This window comes from Geobacter sp. AOG2, assembly GCF_019972295.1.
Classification (GTDB): Bacteria; Desulfobacterota; Desulfuromonadia; order Geobacterales; family Pseudopelobacteraceae; genus Oryzomonas.
Genome location: NZ_BLJA01000001.1, coordinates 3266226 through 3283396, shown reverse-complemented (window position 1 = coordinate 3283396; position 17171 = coordinate 3266226). Strand labels below are relative to the sequence as shown.

At 61.0% G+C, this 17171-nt stretch carries 13 protein-coding genes; 3 read left to right on the top strand and 10 right to left on the bottom strand.

Going from position 1 to position 17171, the window contains the following annotated elements; all coding sequences use genetic code 11:
- Positions 1-197 precede the first annotated feature (197 nt).
- Together LDN12_RS14915 and LDN12_RS14910 are read right to left on the bottom strand one after the other, a co-directional pair.
- Positions 198-2795 carry a molybdopterin-dependent oxidoreductase gene (locus tag LDN12_RS14915; RefSeq protein ID WP_223923449.1) on the bottom strand — a complete coding sequence of 866 codons (2598 nt, stop codon included), beginning with the start codon at positions 2793-2795 and terminating at the stop codon, positions 198-200.
- 177 nt (positions 2796-2972) lie between these two features.
- Positions 2973-4994, bottom strand: coding sequence for an FAD-dependent oxidoreductase (locus LDN12_RS14910; protein ID WP_223923448.1), 2022 nt, complete (start codon positions 4992-4994; stop codon positions 2973-2975).
- A 232-nt stretch (positions 4995-5226) separates the two neighbouring features.
- Here LDN12_RS14910 and LDN12_RS14905 point away from each other — a divergent pair, with 232 nt between their 5' ends.
- The 3 genes from LDN12_RS14905 to LDN12_RS14895 all read left to right on the top strand — a co-directional run bounded on the left by LDN12_RS14905 (position 5227) and on the right by LDN12_RS14895 (position 9093).
- On the top strand, positions 5227-6357 hold the full coding sequence (locus LDN12_RS14905; protein WP_223923447.1) for an aminopeptidase: 1131 nt from the start codon (positions 5227-5229) through the stop codon (positions 6355-6357).
- Between the two features lie 33 nt (positions 6358-6390).
- Complete coding sequence (locus tag LDN12_RS14900; RefSeq protein ID WP_223923446.1) at positions 6391-8169, top strand: SulP family inorganic anion transporter; 1779 nt, start codon at positions 6391-6393, stop codon at positions 8167-8169.
- 90 nt (positions 8170-8259) lie between these two features.
- Complete coding sequence (locus tag LDN12_RS14895) at positions 8260-9093, top strand: 1,4-dihydroxy-6-naphthoate synthase (protein WP_223923445.1); 834 nt, start codon at positions 8260-8262, stop codon at positions 9091-9093.
- 126 nt (positions 9094-9219) lie between these two features.
- Here the strand turns inward: LDN12_RS14895 and LDN12_RS14890 are convergent, their stop codons facing one another.
- From LDN12_RS14890 to nuoH, 8 genes are all read right to left on the bottom strand, one after another.
- Complete coding sequence (locus LDN12_RS14890; RefSeq protein ID WP_223923444.1) at positions 9220-10617, bottom strand: NADH-quinone oxidoreductase subunit N; 1398 nt, start codon at positions 10615-10617, stop codon at positions 9220-9222.
- Positions 10614-12104 carry a NuoM family protein gene (locus LDN12_RS14885; protein WP_374045089.1) on the bottom strand — a complete coding sequence of 497 codons (1491 nt, stop codon included), beginning with the start codon at positions 12102-12104 and terminating at the stop codon, positions 10614-10616. The genes LDN12_RS14890 and LDN12_RS14885 overlap by 4 nt, the downstream gene beginning before the upstream one ends.
- Positions 12104-13984: an NADH-quinone oxidoreductase subunit L gene (gene nuoL / locus LDN12_RS14880; RefSeq protein ID WP_223923442.1), complete on the bottom strand. Its 1881-nt coding sequence runs from the start codon at positions 13982-13984 to the stop codon at positions 12104-12106. The genes LDN12_RS14885 and nuoL overlap by 1 nt, the downstream gene beginning before the upstream one ends.
- 21 nt (positions 13985-14005) lie before the next feature.
- Positions 14006-14314: an NADH-quinone oxidoreductase subunit NuoK gene (nuoK, locus tag LDN12_RS14875; protein ID WP_223923441.1), complete on the bottom strand. Its 309-nt coding sequence runs from the start codon at positions 14312-14314 to the stop codon at positions 14006-14008.
- On the bottom strand, positions 14311-14868 hold the full coding sequence (locus tag LDN12_RS14870) for an NADH-quinone oxidoreductase subunit J (RefSeq protein WP_223923440.1): 558 nt from the start codon (positions 14866-14868) through the stop codon (positions 14311-14313). Before LDN12_RS14870 ends, nuoK begins: the two co-directional genes overlap by 4 nt.
- A gap of 151 nt (positions 14869-15019) precedes the next feature.
- Positions 15020-15550 carry an NADH-quinone oxidoreductase subunit NuoI gene (gene nuoI, locus LDN12_RS14865; protein WP_223923439.1) on the bottom strand — a complete coding sequence of 177 codons (531 nt, stop codon included), beginning with the start codon at positions 15548-15550 and terminating at the stop codon, positions 15020-15022.
- A 65-nt stretch (positions 15551-15615) separates the two neighbouring features.
- Entirely contained in the window at positions 15616-16038 is a 423-nt protein-coding gene (locus LDN12_RS14860) for an ankyrin repeat domain-containing protein (RefSeq protein WP_223923438.1), read from the bottom strand.
- Between the two features lie 74 nt (positions 16039-16112).
- On the bottom strand, positions 16113-17111 hold the full coding sequence (gene nuoH / locus LDN12_RS14855; RefSeq protein WP_223923437.1) for an NADH-quinone oxidoreductase subunit NuoH: 999 nt from the start codon (positions 17109-17111) through the stop codon (positions 16113-16115).
- Positions 17112-17171: the final 60 nt, after the last annotated feature.

Genomic DNA, 17171 nt, shown 5'->3' with positions numbered 1-17171 from the left:
CAAAAAGCGCCGCAGGAGGCGGCGCTTGAGGTTGTTGAAAAACAGCCATATCGCCGCCGTCCTCGAAGACCCTTTCGTGCGGCGTAGCGCTGCTACGCCTCCTCATGGCCTTCTGCGGTTGCGACGATCTGACTATTTTTGAACAACCTGAGATTTTTGCAACGGCTTGAAGCGCTGCGGGAAGCGGCGCTTTGTCATCAGGCCTTTTCCAGCTTGACCCCCACCGAACCGCCGGCTCCATGGGTCAGCAGGTTCACCTGAGCCTCACGGAAGTGGGCCGGAGCGAACAACGTACCCTCCTGTGCCTTTTCCAGCACTTTGGCCGTGAGAATGACGCTGCCGTGGGGAGAAGTGAGCTTCACCACGTTTCCGGTAACAATCCCCGCCTTGTGCGCGTCCGCAGGCGCTATCTCCACATACGCCTCACCGGCAACGGCCATATTGTTGTCCGACCAAGTGGAGAAACTGCCGTTGTGGCGCAGCGCCGGGCCGACAATGAGGCTTAGGGGATGGGCCGCGTCACGCCGGACTACTGGCGCAGGCGTTAACGGTACAAAAGTTGCCGGCTTATCGCTGAAGGCGAGGCGGTTCTTGACCCGCCCCATGCGACATCCCTCATGGTCGCACTGCTCACTGTAGAGCTCACTCAGCCGGGCGATCTCATGGTGAAGCTCTTCCACGGGCGTAGCCGCAATATTGGTTACGGGCGACACGAGATCGTAAAGCTTCATCAGGATCTCGCCATCGGTTCGGGCATCACCGGCCGGAACCACGGCGCGAGGGAAACACTGCACCCGGTTGTCCACGGTGGTGAAGGAACCGGCCTTCTCCGCCCCGCCGGCGGCAGGCAGCACGATGTGGGCCAAACGGGCGGTTTCAGTCAGGAACAGGTCCTGCACCACCAAGAGATCCAGTTTCTGAAGGGCTTTCAGGATGCGGTTGCGGTCCGGCATGAAATGCAGCGGGTCGCTTCCCATGACGTACAGCGCCCGGATGTCGCCCTTTTCTATTCCTTCGATGATCTGGAAGAGGTCCTTGCCGACCGTACCGGGAACTGCGGTCTTCCACTCCGCGCTAAAACGGGCGGCGGCATGCTCGTAGCTGTGATAGCCGGGCAGATATTCGGGGCAGACCCCCATGTCCAGCATCCCCTGGGTGTTGTTCTTCTCGTCCAGCGGATAGATTCCTGCTCCGCCCGTGCCTGCTGCACCGGTCAGGAGCGCCAGGTTGACCGTTCCGGTCACGGCGTTTGCCGCATCGGCGGAACGTATGATCTCGGCACCGTAGATGACGGCCACGCGGCCACTGGTACCAATCAGACGGGCTGCCTCGCGCAGGTCGGCCTCGCCGACGTCGCTCGCTTCGGCAATCTGATCGAAGGATATGCCGCCAAGGGCTGTGGTAAACGCGGCGAACTCCTTGGTGTCAGCGGCGATGAATTCCTTATTTTCAAACCCTTCCGCCAAGATGGCCTTGTTAAGACCAGTCACCAGCCAGGCCTCGCTGCCGGGACGGTACTGGAGAAAACTGTTGGCATAACTGTTGATCCAGGTGGCACGCGCACCGGCTACCACGACCTTGGCGTCGTTTTTGGTGGCGGCCTGGATCATCCGGTAGGCAAAACCGGCCGATTCCGACTTGAGGTCACTCCCCAGAATCACGACCGCCGAGGCCTGCTCAATGGCATCCATGGTATAAGTCCCACCGCTGTATCCGAGCATCCGCCACTGGATGAGTTGAGCCGGGAAATAGCCGAGGCGCGCCTCGGAATCGACGTTGTTGGTGCCCACGGCACCGCGCAGAAATTTTTGAAAGAGATAGCTTTCCTCGTTGGTCACCCGGGGCGATCCAATGCCGGCCACACTGGCCCCGCCGCTGACGGAGACAATATCCTTCAGCCGAGCCGCAACTGTGCCCAGAGCCTGGTCCCAGCCGGCCTTCTGCTGGTTGCCGGCGCCGTCCCTGAGGAGCGGTACGGTCAGTCTGCCGGAGGAATTGAAGGCTGCGTAGCCGAAACGGCCATTGATACACAGGTTGCCGCGATTAAACCCGTCATCGGAGCTGGTGACCCGTTCCACGCGGCCGTCGCGGGAATGGTATTCGATCTGGCAACCGGACGAGCAGAAGGCGCAGATGCTTTTAGTCACGTCGAAGGTCCAAGGACGCCCGCGAAATTTGAACGGCTTGCTGATCAGGGTGCCGGTGGGGCAAGCATTAATGCAGTTGCCGCAGAAGTCGCAATCGAGCGGATTCCCGTTCACTGTGCCGATCAGAGAGCGGTCACCGCAGTTCTTGACCTCAATGGCGTCGGCCCCCACGATCTCGTGGCAGACCTTGACGCACTTTTCGCACAGGATGCAACGGGTGGCGCAGTTTTCGATCAAGGGCCAATCGTAACTGATGGGCAAGGACTCCAACTCGGCGGTATACTCGTTCCGGTCCACCTTGAGACCGTAGCAGGTATCCTGCAAGTCGCATTCGCCCGCCGCATCGCAGACTGGACAGTCCAGCGGGTGATTTACCAGCAGCAACTCCAGCGTCTTCCTGCGGGCCTTCTCCAACTGCGGCGACATGGTAGTGACAACGATGCCGTCCTTGACCGGTGTATTGCAGGCGGTCATAAACCGGTCGACCCCCTCGATCTGTACCACACAGATTCGGCAGGCCCCGGTGGTGGAAACCTTTTTCAGCCAGCAGAGCGTCGGGATTTTGATCCCCAGCTCAGCGGCCGCATCCAGAATGGTCGTCCCTGCGGGGACCTGTATCTGCCTGCCGTCAATCGTCAGCGTAACCATACACAACTCCAGAGTTTGAATGCGATTTTTCCTATTAGTAGGCTATTGAAAAACTCAGGTTGTTAAAAAATAGTCAGATCGGCGCACTCGCAGAATGCCCCGCAGAGGCGTAGCAGCGCTACACCGCACGAAAGGGCTTTCGAGGACGGTGGCGAATGACCGTTTTTCAACGACCTCTTACACAGCCACCATGGCCATGCGGTAGCAGCGCAGACACCGGTCGGCCTCGGCTTGGGCCACGCTGTCGCTGAAGCCCAGTTCAACCTCGCTGTAGTTCTTGAGGCTGGCCCGCTCTTTACCATGGACCTCTTTCTGATGGGCACGCGCCGCAGAATCGAGCCAGGACACCTTCTCGCCCTTGTCGTACACCCCTAGATAGGTAAGCAGGTCGTCAAAGATATCATCTTCGGTGAGATAGGCCTTGCCCTCCTCAAGCCAACGCTGGATGACCCGCGCGGCACGATGAGCGTTACCGACGCAGGCCACCACCGTCAGAGGGCCGATCTCGGCATCTCCGCCGGCAAAGACGCCCTCGCAGTCGGTCATCAGCGAGCGGGAGAGCGGGTTGCCCATGCCGTCCTTGAGATCCTTTCCGGCCGCATCCTTGAGGGGCAGGTACCTGGTGACCACCGTGTTCCACTTGCTGATATCGATGCCCATGTCGGGTGGGATGAACCCCAGGTCAGCGTCCTGGCCGATGGCCGGGATGACCGTGTCGCACTCAATGACAAACTCGCTGCCCGGCATCGGTTCAGGGCGGCGGCGGCCGGATGCGTCAGGTTCTCCCAACTCCATGCGGACACACTCAACGCCGGTTACCTCATGCTTGTCGTTGGCGATGATCCGGGTGGGGAGAACCTGGAACTCGAACTTGACCCCCTCCTCGTCGGCGCCGTCCACCTCCCACACATCGGCAGGCATCTCCTTGCGGGAACGGCGATAGACTAGGTACGAATCCTCAGCTCCCTCGCGCAGGGCGACTCGGACGCAGTCGATGGCGGTATTGCCGCCCCCGACCACAACAACTTTCTTGCCCATGCCGGTCGGCTTGCCCATGTAGGCTTCCCGCAGGAAGTCGATCCCCCCCTTGAGGAAGCCCTTGTACCCCTTGTCCTCTCCCTCCACACCCATGGGCTTGGAACGGTGAGCACCAGGGGCGACGAATACGGAGTCATGCTTTTTCTTCAGGTCCGCCAGGGAAATGTCCGTGCCGACGCGGCAGTTGTAGACGATCTCGACCCCCATGGCCTGAATGATGTCGATGTCGCGCTGCAGGATCGTGCGCGGCATGCGGTAGGCCGGGATGCCGACTGCGATCATGCCGCCGCCGTACCCTTCCGGCAGTGCTTCGTAGATGGTGCAGGGGTATCCTTCCAGAGCCAGGTAATAGGCTGCGGCCAGACCTGCCGGGCCGGCGCCCACAATGCCGACCGTCTTGCTCTTCTTCGCCTTGGGTTGCATTGGGGGCAAAAGTTTGTGCAGTCGCTCGTAATCCGAGGCGGACCGTTTGAGCACCATGATATTGATGGCATCGTCCACATTTTTGCGGCGGCAGGCGGTCTCGCAGGGGTGCGGGCAGACCCGTCCGCAGACGGCCGGGAGCGGCATGTTTTCGCGGATAGTTGACAAGGAATCGGAGAAGCGGAGGTTTTTGATATCCTCGATGTACCGGGGTATATCGATGTGAGACGGACATTTATCCATGCAAGGCGCGGTGATCTTGTGAATGTACTCGTCGGCACTCTTGACCGCACGGCGCTCGTGCAGGCGGGCGACGAAGTCGGCACGGTAATGCTGCACCGCATCGAAAACCGGCACCGTCGCACTCTGGCAAAGGGTGCATTTGCAATTCCTGAGCAAGTCGGCAAGATCCCCAACCTTATCCAGGTCGGCCTCGACGGCCGTGCCGTCCAACACCCCCTTGAACAGGTCCATCAGCACCTTGGTGCCCTTCTTGCCCGGCGTGCACTTGCCGCAGCAGTACAAGGTCTGGACACGCTTCATGTATTCGGCCGTCATGGCCGGTACATCGACGTCCTTGTCGAACAGAATGATGCCGTCCCATCCCATGAACGCGCGCAACGGACGTTCGCCATCAAAGGCTACCGGCAGCTTGAAGACCACCGCCTCCGGTTCACCGGAAACATTCCTGTTGTCTACGACGTTCCTGCCCCACGTGGAAAAGACTACTGAAGCCACTCGAACCTCCGAAAACCGGACCCCGCGAACCAAGGGGTTAAGCTCTTGCAATTATTGTTCAAATCTACCCAAAAAATGTGTATACAGTATGCATGAGTAGCACAATAATGTTCCAGAAATCAAGGGAAAAAAAATCTTTGTATACCCTTTCCTTTCAAGCGGTTTCACCTTTACGCCATTCTGTGGTATAGAGAGGGGCAGGCAGCACTTTACGCAACGGAAGGATACCGCCATGACCTCTCTCGACGGAGCATTTCGATCACTCTTTGAAACCAACATGGGCATCCGTGACAACGAGCGGGTTTTGGTATTCAGCGACACGATCCGGCCCGATGAAACGGTCTCCGCAAGCGACCGGGACCGGCGCATGCGCCTGAACGCCACCGCCCGCCTCGCGGCTGATTTCGCCGCCAAAACCTATGGTAGCAGCAGTTTTGTGGAATTTCCCGCCACACCGGCCTCGGGCGCCGAGCCGCCGCGGGAACTCTGGCTGGCCACCTTCGGCGACGAGACCATTTCCGAACTGGAGAGGTCAGGATTGCTGACAAGTCTCCTGACAAAGCAGGCCACCCCCGACGAGATCGCGGCGGGCCGCGAGATCATCCTGGCCCGCAAAGAAACCGTGGCGGACATCATCATCGCCCTTTCCAACAACTCAACCAGCCACACTCGTTACCGCGCCCTGGCCTGCGCCACCGGCACGCGCTTCGCCAGCCTGCCGCACTTCGACCCGGACATGTTCCACAGCTCCATGACCGTGGATTGGCAGACGCTGGCGGATCGCACCGCCCGGTTGGTGGCGGCGGTCAACCGGGCGGAGTGGGTTCGGGTCACCTGCCCCAACGGCACCGACATGATGATCTGCAAGCAGGGCAGGCAGGCCGGGGGCGACGACGGCTTGCTGACCGCTGCCGGCAGCTTCGGCAACCTGCCGGCCGGCGAGGGGTATCTTGCACCGCTGGAGGGAAAAAGCCACGGCATTATGGTGATCGAGTGGGGGCCGACCCGCAAATTGGACGAGCCGCTACGGCTGTACGTGGAGAATGGCGTCGTGGTCCGGATTGAGGGCACCGACCCGCAACGCACCAGGCTTGAGGCCAAATTCGCCGAGAACGCCAACTGCCGTAATATTGCCGAACTGGGCATCGGCACCAACGACAAGGCCAGCCGCCCGGATAATGTGCTGGAGGCCGAGAAGATCCTTGGCACGATCCATATCGCCCTGGGGGACAACTCAGGTTTCGGCGGCAAGGTCAGCGCACCCTTCCATGAGGATTACGTTTTTTACCGCCCCACCCTGACCTTGGTCATGGCTGATGGCGGCGAGCAGGTCATCATTGAAAACGGGCGCATGCTGGTTTGATCCTTCTCCAGCTATCCGCGAGGGACATTGCCAATGGCGCCTGAAATCGCACCTGCCCCCTTGATCCGTCATGCCCGCACACACGGTTTGCGCCGTTTGCTACCCGGCGTGGTGATGCTGAGCCACTACAGCAGGGCCGTTTTTTTGCAGGATCTCGTAGCAGGGCTGGCGCTTACGGCGGTACTCGTGCCGGTCGGCATGGGGTATGCCGAGGCAGCGGGCCTGCCCGCCATCTACGGCCTTTACGCCACCATTGTCCCGCTCCTGGCATATGCCGTCTTCGGGCCGAGCCGCATTCTGGTGCTCGGGCCCGATTCGGCGCTCACCGCTCTTATCGCGGCGACCGTTCTACCATTGGCCGCGGGTGACGCGGACCGTGCGGCCGCTCTCGCCGCCATGCTCGCCGTAATCGCGGGGGTTCTGTGTATCCTGGCCGGCATCGCCAAGTTCGGATTCATCACCGACCTCCTCTCCAAACCGGTCCGCCACGGCTACCTGAACGGCATAGCCCTCACCCTACTCATCAGTCAATTACCGAAACTGTGCGGATTTTCCGTGGATGGCGGTAGCCTCGCCGGGTCGCTGACCAGCCTTGTTCACGGCATTTTGAACGGACGCGCCAACGGTACCGCGTGCGCCATCGGTTTTTCTTGTCTGGCGGTGATCTTCGCGGTAAAAAGGTGGGGACGCGGCTTGCCCGGCGTGCTAATCGCGGTAACCGGAGCCACCGCGGCCGTTGCGCTGTTCGATCTTGCAGGGCGGGCGCACATCTCCGTGGTCGGAGCGCTGCCCCAGGGGTTGCCGGTCCTCCACATCGCCAGCGTTTCCGGCAGCGAGTTCGTCGCCTTGTGTACCGGCGCGGCGGCAATAGCCCTCGTTTCCATTGCCGACATGAGCGTACTCTCCCGTGTCTATGCATTGCGTGGCGGCTATTACGTCGACGAGAACCAGGAGTTGATCGCCCTCGGCATCGCCAACGTGGCCACCGGGTTCTTCCAGGGTTTCTCCGTGAGCAGCAGCGCGTCGCGTACGCCGGTGGCGGAATCGGCAGGGGCAAGAACGCAGGTCACGGGCGTCGTCGGCGCGATGTGCATCGCCCTGCTCCTGATCTTTTTTCCCCGGCTGATGCGGTATGTGCCCACCGCAGCCCTCGCCGCGGTCGTCATCTCGGCCTGCAGCGCCATTGTAGAGGTCAAGGAAGTCCGACGCCTGTATCACCTGCGGCGTGGCGAGTTCTACCTGTCGATTGTCTGTTTCCTGGGCGTTGCCCTGTTAGGCGTCATCCCCGGTATCTTCATCGCCGTCGGCCTGGCGCTCTTAACCTTCATCTGGCGGGCCTGGCGTCCGTACCATGCCGTCCTGGGCCGGGTGGACGGTATGAAAGGGTATCATGACATCACGCGCCATCCCGAGGCGCGGCGCATTCAGGGGTTGGTGCTCTTCCGCTGGGATGCCCCCCTGTTCTTCGCCAACGCGGAGATGTTCCGCGAGGGTGTGCTTCGGGCCATATCCGATGCACCTGCCCCAACGCGCTGTATCGCGATTGCAGCCGAACCGGTTACCGACGTGGACATCACCGCAGCCGACGTGCTTGTGGAACTCGTCGAGGAACTACACAAAGACGGGATCGAATTGTGTTTTGCGGAAATGAAAGGCCCGGTAAAGGATCACCTCAAACGCTACGGCCTGTTCGCCAGGTTCGGCACGGAAAATTTCTTCCCCACCATCGGCCAGGCGGTCGACCACTACCTGAACAGGTATCGGGTGGAATGGCGTGATTGGGAGGATGATATGAAAGCCGGTCACCGGTAGCGCTTGAATCCGCGAAGCCAGAAGTGCGGATCAAGTGAGAGGAACCGTGAAGGCATCACGGATTCAGGCAATAACCATAAGGAGCCCATTATGACCACACCCCTGACCCTCGGTTTTTCCCCTTGTCCCAACGATACCTTCATGTTCTACCCTCTCGTGCACGGTCTTGTGGATACTCGCGGCATTTCCTACAAGGAGCGACTGGAGGATGTGGAGACCCTCAATCAATTAGCCCTCAGGGGTGAACTGGATGTCACCAAGGTCTCCTACCACGCCTTGGGGCATATCCGCGATGAGTACGCCCTGCTCCATTCGGGCAGCGCTCTTGGTCGGGGTTGCGGGCCGTTGTTAGTGGCAAAGGAGCATATCGACCCCACTGACCTGCGCGACAGGACTATTGCGGTTCCGGGGCGTTTCACCACGGCGCTGCTCTTGCTGCGCCTGTTCGACCCTACTCTGAAAAACTTCCTGGTGATGCCCTTCAACGAGATCATGGATGCAGTGTTAAGCGGCAACGCCGATGCCGGGGTGATCATCCACGAATCACGCTTCACCTACCAGGGCTTCGGCCTGCACAAAATACTCGACCTCGGAGAGTGGTGGGAAAGGGAAAGCGGCCTTCCGATCCCCCTGGGTGGTATCGTCGCCAAGCGATCCATGGGGGCCGACACCATTGCAGCCATCGAAAACGCGCTGCGGGACGGGGTAACCTATTCCCGCGCCAATCCGGCCTCTGCGGCCCATTACATCCACGAGCATGCCCAGGAGATGGACGAGGAGGTCTGCTCGGCCCATATCGGCCTGTACGTCAACGATTTCTCAAACGATCTGGGCGAGGAGGGGATAAGAGCCATCAAATGTCTCATGGAGCGGGCCGAAAAGGCGGGGATCATCCCGGTCACCACGGCGCCTCTCTTCAGTTGATGCCCTCTTTAAGCGTGATTACGCTGCAATCTTGAAATCCCATCATGGTGGGAGGAGATATACCTGTCGAAGCCCCAAAAGGCCGTCCGTTTTTCGGGCGGCCTTTTTCCTTTTTTGCCGGTCTTTTTATCTCAGAATCCGTGCCAGCAGATCGAGCAACGGTGAGGGGCAAACACCCATGAATACGGTTGCCAGTGTCGGAATGACCAAGGCAGCTATCTCTGAAATTGTGAGCCGCCGAGCTGCCGGGGCCGTCCCGTCGACAGGCTTCATGTAGAGTGCAACTACCACCCGCAGATAGAAGAAGACCCCCACCAGAGCCGAGAGGACGCCAACCAGGGTCAATGCGGTTTCACCCGCCCGCAGCGCGGCGCTAAAGACCGCGAACTTGGCCATGAAACCGGCCGCCGGGGGAATCCCGGCCAGGGAAAACAATGACACCGTCAGGGCCGCTCCGGCAAGAGGATTGCGGTATCCCAGGCCGCGGTACTGCTCGATAGCGTCCCGGTCCGCTCCATCCGACAGGACCGACACCGCGCCGAAGGAGGCCAGCCCGGCCGCAGCATAGGCTACGATGTAAAAAAGGGCCGCGCGTCCCCCACCGGCGGGCAGGGCCACAAAGGCCAGGGCGATGTACCCCATCTGGGCCACCGACGACCAAGCCAGGAGCCGCTTGACACCGGTCTGCATCAGGGCCGCCAGGTTGCCGCAGACCATGGTGGCAACTGCCAGACACCAGAGTACGTCGCGGCCGCCACGCCATTCGGCCGCCAGAGGCAGTACGAGGAGTACGGCCGCTACCGAGGCGCCCTTGGAGGCAGTGGAGAGGAGCGCCGTCACCGGGGCCGGTGCACCCTGGTACACGTCCGGTGTCCAGAGATGAGCCGGGACCCAGGAGAGCTTGAAGGCCAATCCCAGGACGACCATGCAGACACCGGCCAGAAACAACGGTTCCAGAGCCATCGGGTGCAGGGCCAGTTCGGCCAGCTTGAGCGTCCCGCGGCTGCAATAGATCAAGGCAATCCCCATGGCCAGGATGGCAGCCGACAGGGTGCCGTTAAGCAGGTACTTCAGCCCCGCCTCACCTCCCCGGACCGAATCCCGTTCCACGGCCACCAGGATGTAGAACGCAAAAGTAAAGGCCTCCAGGCCAAGGAAGAGCATCAGCAGGTCGGTGGCGGCACAGGCCGCCCCCATGCCGGCCAGGGCGAAGAGCAGGGTAGCCGGGTACTCCTCCCCTACGATGCCGCGCCGCTTGTTGTAGCCGGAGGCCAGCAGCAGGGCCACAAGGCCGGTGCTATCGAGGAATGCGGTAAAGAAACGGGAGAAGGGAGTAACGGCAAGGCCCGGCATGACCGCGACGGCCGGTACGGCAATCGTCCACACCAGGTCAGCGGCGACAAAAGCGAGAGCCAGCTTATAGAGCCATCCACCCGGTCGAACCGCCCCCGCCAACAGAACCGCAACGCTGCCCCCGGCCAGGATGATCAGAGGCATGAGTGCAATCAGGTCTGTTTTCGTCATGGCATCCCCCCGGTCAGAAGCTGCACCGGTCCGTGGATCAGTTCCAGGAACGGCGCGGGATGTACGCCCATCCAGACTACCATCAGGGCCAGCACGGTCAGGATAAAGATTTCACGGCGATCCAAGTCCGCCAGCGGCAGGGGCCTGCGTTCCGTTTGAAAGACCACCTCCTGCACCAGCCGCACCGTGTACACCAGGGTCAGGACGATGCCGGCGAAAGCCAGCTCCGCCGCCAGCGGGGATTTTGTAAAGGTGCCGGCCAGCACCAGGAACTCGCCCACGAAGTTGTTCAACCCCGGCAGGCCGACCGAAGCCATGGAGAAGAGCAGGAAGAAGAACGACCAGAGCGGAATTTTGCCCCACAGCCCGCCGAAGGCGCCAATCTCCCGAGTGTGCGCCCGCTCGTCCAGCATGCCTACCATGGCGAACAGGGCGCCGGTGGTTACACCGTGGTTGGCCATCTGGATAATGGAGCCAGACAGGGCCACCGGTTGCCAGGCGGCGATACCGATGGCCACGTACCCCATGTGGCCGATGCTGGAATAGGCGATCAGACGCTTCATGTCCTCCTGGGCAAAGGCCACCAGCGAGGCGTAGATGATACCGGCGATGGCCAGGGTGTAGAACAGCGGCGTCAACGTATGAGCCGCCTGGGGGAAGAGCGGGTAGCCGAAGCGGATCAGGCCGTAGCTGCCGGTCTTGAGCAGGAGCCCGGCCAGGATCACGCTCCCGGCGGTGGGTGCGTCGGTGTGGGCGTCCGGCAGCCAGGTGTGCAAGGGAAAAAGTGGGAACTTGATGGCAAAGGCCAGAAAAAAGGCGGCGAACAGCCAGAGCTGGGTGCCGGCCGGCAAGGGGGTTGCGATCAGTTCGTGCAGCCCGAAGGTGGCCACCCCGCTCTGCCGGGCATGGAGCAGGTGCAGGGCGATGATCGCCAGAAGCATCAGGAGCGAGCCGAACATGGTGAAGAGGAAGAACTTTACCGTGGAATAGATGCGTCGGCCATGGCCCCATATGCCGATCAGGAAGAACATGGGGATCAGCATCACCTCCCAGAACAGGTAGAACAGAGCCAGGTCCAGGGCCAGAAAAACCCCCATGATACCGGTCTCCATGGCCAATAATAGCGTCAAGAACAGGCCAACCTTCTCGCCGACAGCCCGCCACGACACCGCCAGGGCCAAGCAGAAGCTGAAGGCGGTTAGCATGACCATGAGGAGCGAGATGCCGTCCAGCCCCAAGGTGTAGCGGATCCCGAAGGCCCCGATCCAAGGGGCGTCCTCCACCAGCAGGTAGCCGGACAGGACCGGTTTCAGCGCTGCCAGCCCGTGCCACGAGACATACAGCCAAACTGCCAGCAACAGTTCGCCGGTCATCACCCCCAGGGCCAGCGGCCGCGCGGCCGCAGGACGCTTCCAGACCGGCATCATGAACAGGCAGCCGGCCAGGGGGAAAAAGACCAGGATGGTCAGTAGATGCAGATCGGCCATCATGATAGTGTTACCCAAACAAGATAAACCAGCACCACGCAGATCCCGGCCGCGAGACCAAACAGGGAGGTGCCCACCCGGCCGGTACTCCAGGCGGCGGACAAGCCGCCCAGACGTGCGGTAAGGCGGGCCAGACCGTTCAGAGTGCCGTCGATACCCGCTTCATCCCATCGTTTCCAGAGAAAGCTCCCAAGATGCTTGAATGGGTTGATAACAAGCGCCCAGTAGAGGCCGTCCAGATACCAGCCGTTCAACAGGAAACCGGCGCCCGGCGACCCGGCGTCCTCGCGGGCCAGAGATTCGGCACGGCGGTTGCCGGTATAACGGGACCAGGCCAAGCCCAGGCCCGCCAGACTGAGGGTCGCGGCGACGATTTGCAGGGCGATCTCATCGGCGTGGGACGCCTGCTCAACGCCCCCGAAACCGGTGATCGAACCAAGGAAACCGTCCAGCCCGCCCTGATAGCCCAGATAAGCAGGCAGGTTTAGCAGGCCACCGCACAGGCCCAGCAGGGCCAAAGGGATGAGGGCGAGGGTCATGATTTTCGGGAGGGGGCTACTATGAGCCTCCTCTCTTCCATGAAAGACCACGAAGAGCATGCGGAAAGTATAGAAGGAGGTCAACAGCGCCGTAAAAAGGCCGAGGAGCAGCAGACCGCCGTACAGAGGACCTCCCTGGGCGGCCACCCCTCCCAGGATGGCATCCTTGCTGAAGAAGCCGCCGGTCAGTGGAAATCCGGCCAGGCAGAGCGAACCGGCCAGGAACGGCCAATAGACCGCAGGCAGCTTTGTCCTGAGCCCTCCCATGCGGAAGATGTCCTGCTGGTGGTGCAGGGCGTTGATGACGCAGCCCGCGCCAAGGAACAGGAGCGCCTTGAAGAAGGCGTGGGTCAGCAGGTGGAAGGTAGCGCCGGTCAGGACTCCCGCTCCCACTCCGAGCACCATGTAGCCAATCTGGCTGATGGTCGAGTAGGCCAGGATGCGTTTCAGGTCGCGCTGGCAGCAGGCGCAGGTAGCGGCGTAAAAAGCGGTGATGCCACCGGTCAGGGCGATGGCCGCCCGCACCGTTTCCGAGCTGCCGATCAGGGGAAACATGCGCGCCAGCAGGTAGACCCCGGCAGTGACCATGGTGGCAGCGTGGATCTGTGCCGACACCGGCGTGGGACCGGCCATGGCGTCCGGCAGCCAGACCGATAGCGGCAACTGGGCCGACTTTCCGGCTGCGCCGGCCAAGAGCAGCAGTCCGAGGGTCGTGACAACGGCAGCGGGGATGACGTCGCCCATGGCGTTCAGGCGGGTAATGGAGACAGAGCCGGAGAGATGGTACATCCAGACGATGGCGATGCCGAAGGCGGTGTCGCCGATACGGGTCGTGATGAAGGCCTTGCGCCCGGCGGTGGCGTTCTTCTCCTCCGTGTACCAGAAACCGATCAGGGCGTAGGAGCAGAAGCCGACCCCCTCCCACCCCAGATAGAGGAGCGGCAGGTTCTCGGCCAGCACCAGCGTCAGCATGGCGAAGACGAAGAGGTTCAACAGGGCGAAGTAGCGTGCCCAAGCCGGGTCATCCTGCATGTAGCCAACGGAATAGAGGTGGATCAGACCGCAGACAAAGGTGATCATCAACGTCAACGCTAGGGAGAGTTGATCCAGATACAGAGCGATGGGGGCCTGGAAGGTGAAGGCGGCCAGCCAGGAGCCGAACTCCACCCTGACCGGGCCCGCAAAACCGGCAAAGGCCAAAACGGTACAGACGAACGCGCCCCAGATCACCCCGCAGGCCACTACCTCGCCCATGCGGCGTGGCAGCAGCCGTCCCAGCAGTGCGTTGAAGAGACCGCCCATAAACGGCAACAGTAGTATGAGAGCGAGGTAGAGTTTCATCAAAAATCCATGTGCCCGGAATTATCCCTTCATCTCGCTGAACCGGTCCGTATCCACGGTCTTGCGACGCCGGTGCAGGTAGACCACCATGGCCAGAGCCAGAGAAACCTCGGCCGACGTGAGAGCCATGATGAAGATGGCGAACAGTTGGCCGTCCGCGGTGCCCCAACGGGCCGATCCCCCCACGAAGACCAGCATGACCGCGTTCAGCATGACCTCGATGCAGACCAGCATCATGATCAGGTTGGCGCGCCAGGCCAGAAGCCCCCCCATACCCAGGAAGAAGAGCAGGCCGGCCAGGATGAGGACATGTTCGAGTGGGACAATCATGACGGTTCCCCCTCATCCCCAACCCCTCTCCCTTGGGGAGAAGGTGGCCGAAGGTCGGGTGAGTGCGCGCCTTGTCTACCCAGATACAAGGCCCCTACCAATGCGAACAACAGTTGCAGCGAGATCAACTCCACCGCCAGACCGTGGTCCCGGAACAGGCACCGGGCCACCTCACGGATCGGCAGGGCCGGCGCTGGCGGCGCGGCTGCGGAACCGTGGCGGGAGACAATGGCGATCGACAGGCAGACGATGCTCACCCCGGCCAGCGCCAGGGACGGCAACCACTGGCGCCAATGGGGTGACACCCCCTTTTCCGGGTGCCCCAGGTCGAGCATCATGATCACGAACAGGAACAGCACCATGATGGCTCCGGCGTAGAGGATCACCTCAAAGGCCGCCACCAGGGGCGCCATCAGCAGGAAAAAGATCACCGCGATGGAAAACAGGGAAGTCACCAGATACAGGATGGCATGCACCGGGTGTTTCTCGGTAATGGCCAGGATCGTGCCGATAACGGCCACCCCGGCCAGTATGTAGAAGATGATCTGTTCCATAAGTTCAATTCATGTTGCCACAGGGCCACAGTGACACAGAGGAGTCCAACGGCACGTTGATAACTATACCCGAGAAAAAGCTTCCCGCTTTTCTTTGTATTTATTTTTTGCTTTCTCCGTGCCTCTGCATCTCCATGGCAGATTTCGTAAGCTACGGAATCAACGACCTAGCATCCACCGGCGGATCTTCCTCCGCCCCCTCGCCCCGGGGTTGGGTCACGGCGATGCCGGCATGGCGGTAAAAATTGTAGGAATTATCCTTGCCGCAGCCGTCGATCAGCAGGTCTTCCTTTTCATAGACCAGGTCCATGATGTCCCGCTTGCAGATTTCGAAATCAGGAGTCATTTGGATGGCTAGGGTCGGACAGGCCTCGGCGCACAGACCGCAGAAGATGCAACGGGAAAAATTGATCCGGAACCATGCGGCATAGCGGCGGCCATCCTCCCGTTCGGCAGCCTGCATGGAGATGCAGTCCACGGGGCAGGCGGCGGAGCAGAGGTAGCAGGCTACGCAACGCTCGCCACCGTCCGGGTCGCGGGTCAATACGATACGCGCCCGGTAACGCGGGTACGGGGTGCGCTTTTCCTCGGGATACTGGATGGTGACCGGCCGACGCAGCATGTGCGACAGGGTAATGCGGAAGCCGCCCAGGATGGCCTTTATGTCGGAGAGTATCGGCATGGAGTTATTCTTCCTGAAACGGGAGACGCCCCGGCGGGGCGTCTCTGCTCAAGCGTCGGAAAGTATTATGCGTTGCCGTGTTTGGCCCGTTCGGCCTTCTTGAGCAGCGCCGAAGCCAGGGGATGGCTGTTGTTCTCGGCATAGCGGCTGGCGGTATTGCCGGTAGGCGTCTTGAGCCCAGCATTAGCGCCGCCGTCCAGCAAGGCCTGCACGGTCTTGTTACAGCCGTAAATGGCAGCCAGCATCAAGGGAGTATGCCCTTCCCGGTCCCGGACGTCAACGTCGGCGCCTTTTTCGAGCAGCATCCTGACGATTTCGGTATGGCCGTTGGCGGCGGCGTAGTGGAGGGCCGTTTTGCCTTTGTCGCTGCTGGCGGTCAAGTCTGCGCCCCGGTGCAGCAGATCCTGAACAAAATCCTTCTGCCCCTCTTTCGCGGCGTTGATCAGAGGGGTATGTCCGTGACGGTCCTTGGCGTTCACACTTTCCATGCTCGACTCCTCCCGTGGTTGATTTATGTTCCGGACAGTGATGTCCGCAGTTTCATCGTTTAGCCTCCGTAAGACTATAATGCGCCCTTCAGCGCCAGCCACCAGCCGGTGATCAGGATATTCGCCAGGGCCAGCGGAGTCAACACCTTCCACCCCAGGTGCATAAGCTGGTCGTAGCGCAGGCGGGGCAAGGTCCCGCGCATCCAGATGAAGAAAAAGGCAAAGGCCAGGGTCTTGAAGGAAAACCACAGTACCGGCGCCAGAAAGGGGCCGTGCCAGCCCCCCAGGAAGAAGGTCGTGGCCAACCCGCCCAGCACGATGATGTTGATGTACTCGCCAACAAAGAACAGGCCGAAGCGCATGCCGGAGTATTCGGTATGAAAACCGGCTACCAGTTCGCCCTCCGCCTCGGGGATATCGAAGGGAATGCGCTTGCACTCCGCCGTGATGCTGATCAGAAAGATGAGAAAAGCCAACGGCTGGTACACGATGAACGGGACGGGGGACTGGGCCGCGACGATGTCGGCAAGGCTGAAGGAGCGGGCCAGCATGACCACCGGCACCAAGGACAGCCCCATGGACAGTTCGTAGGAGATCAACTGGGCCAGGCCGCGAATGCCACCCAGCAGGGAGTATTTGGAGTTGGAGGCCCAACCGCCGATGGCAACACCGTACACAGCAATGGAAGAGAGCGCCAGGAAGAACAGCAGCCCGACATTCAGGTCGGCCACCAGCATCTGCACTTGATGGCCGGCAACGACCACCGGCGCGCCGAATGGGATGACGGCGAAGGTCAGGATGGCCGGAATGGCCGCCATGGCCGGGGCAAGATAGAACAGCCATTTATCGGCGGCAAGCGGGACAAAATCTTCTTTGGTGAGGAGTTTGATCAGGTCTGCGAGGGGTTGAAGGAGTCCGAAGGGGCCGACACGGTTCGGTCCCTTGCGATCCTGTATCCAGGCCAGGACCTTCCGTTCGGCGAATACCAAGTAGGCAGCCAAAGTGAGGATCACGAAGAAGATCATCCCCAGCTTTGCCGCAAACAGCGCTATGTCCACAGTGGATGCCGTCATCGGAACCTGGTCAGGAGCATGTAAGAGGACACCAACGGAATGATATTCATATATCACAAA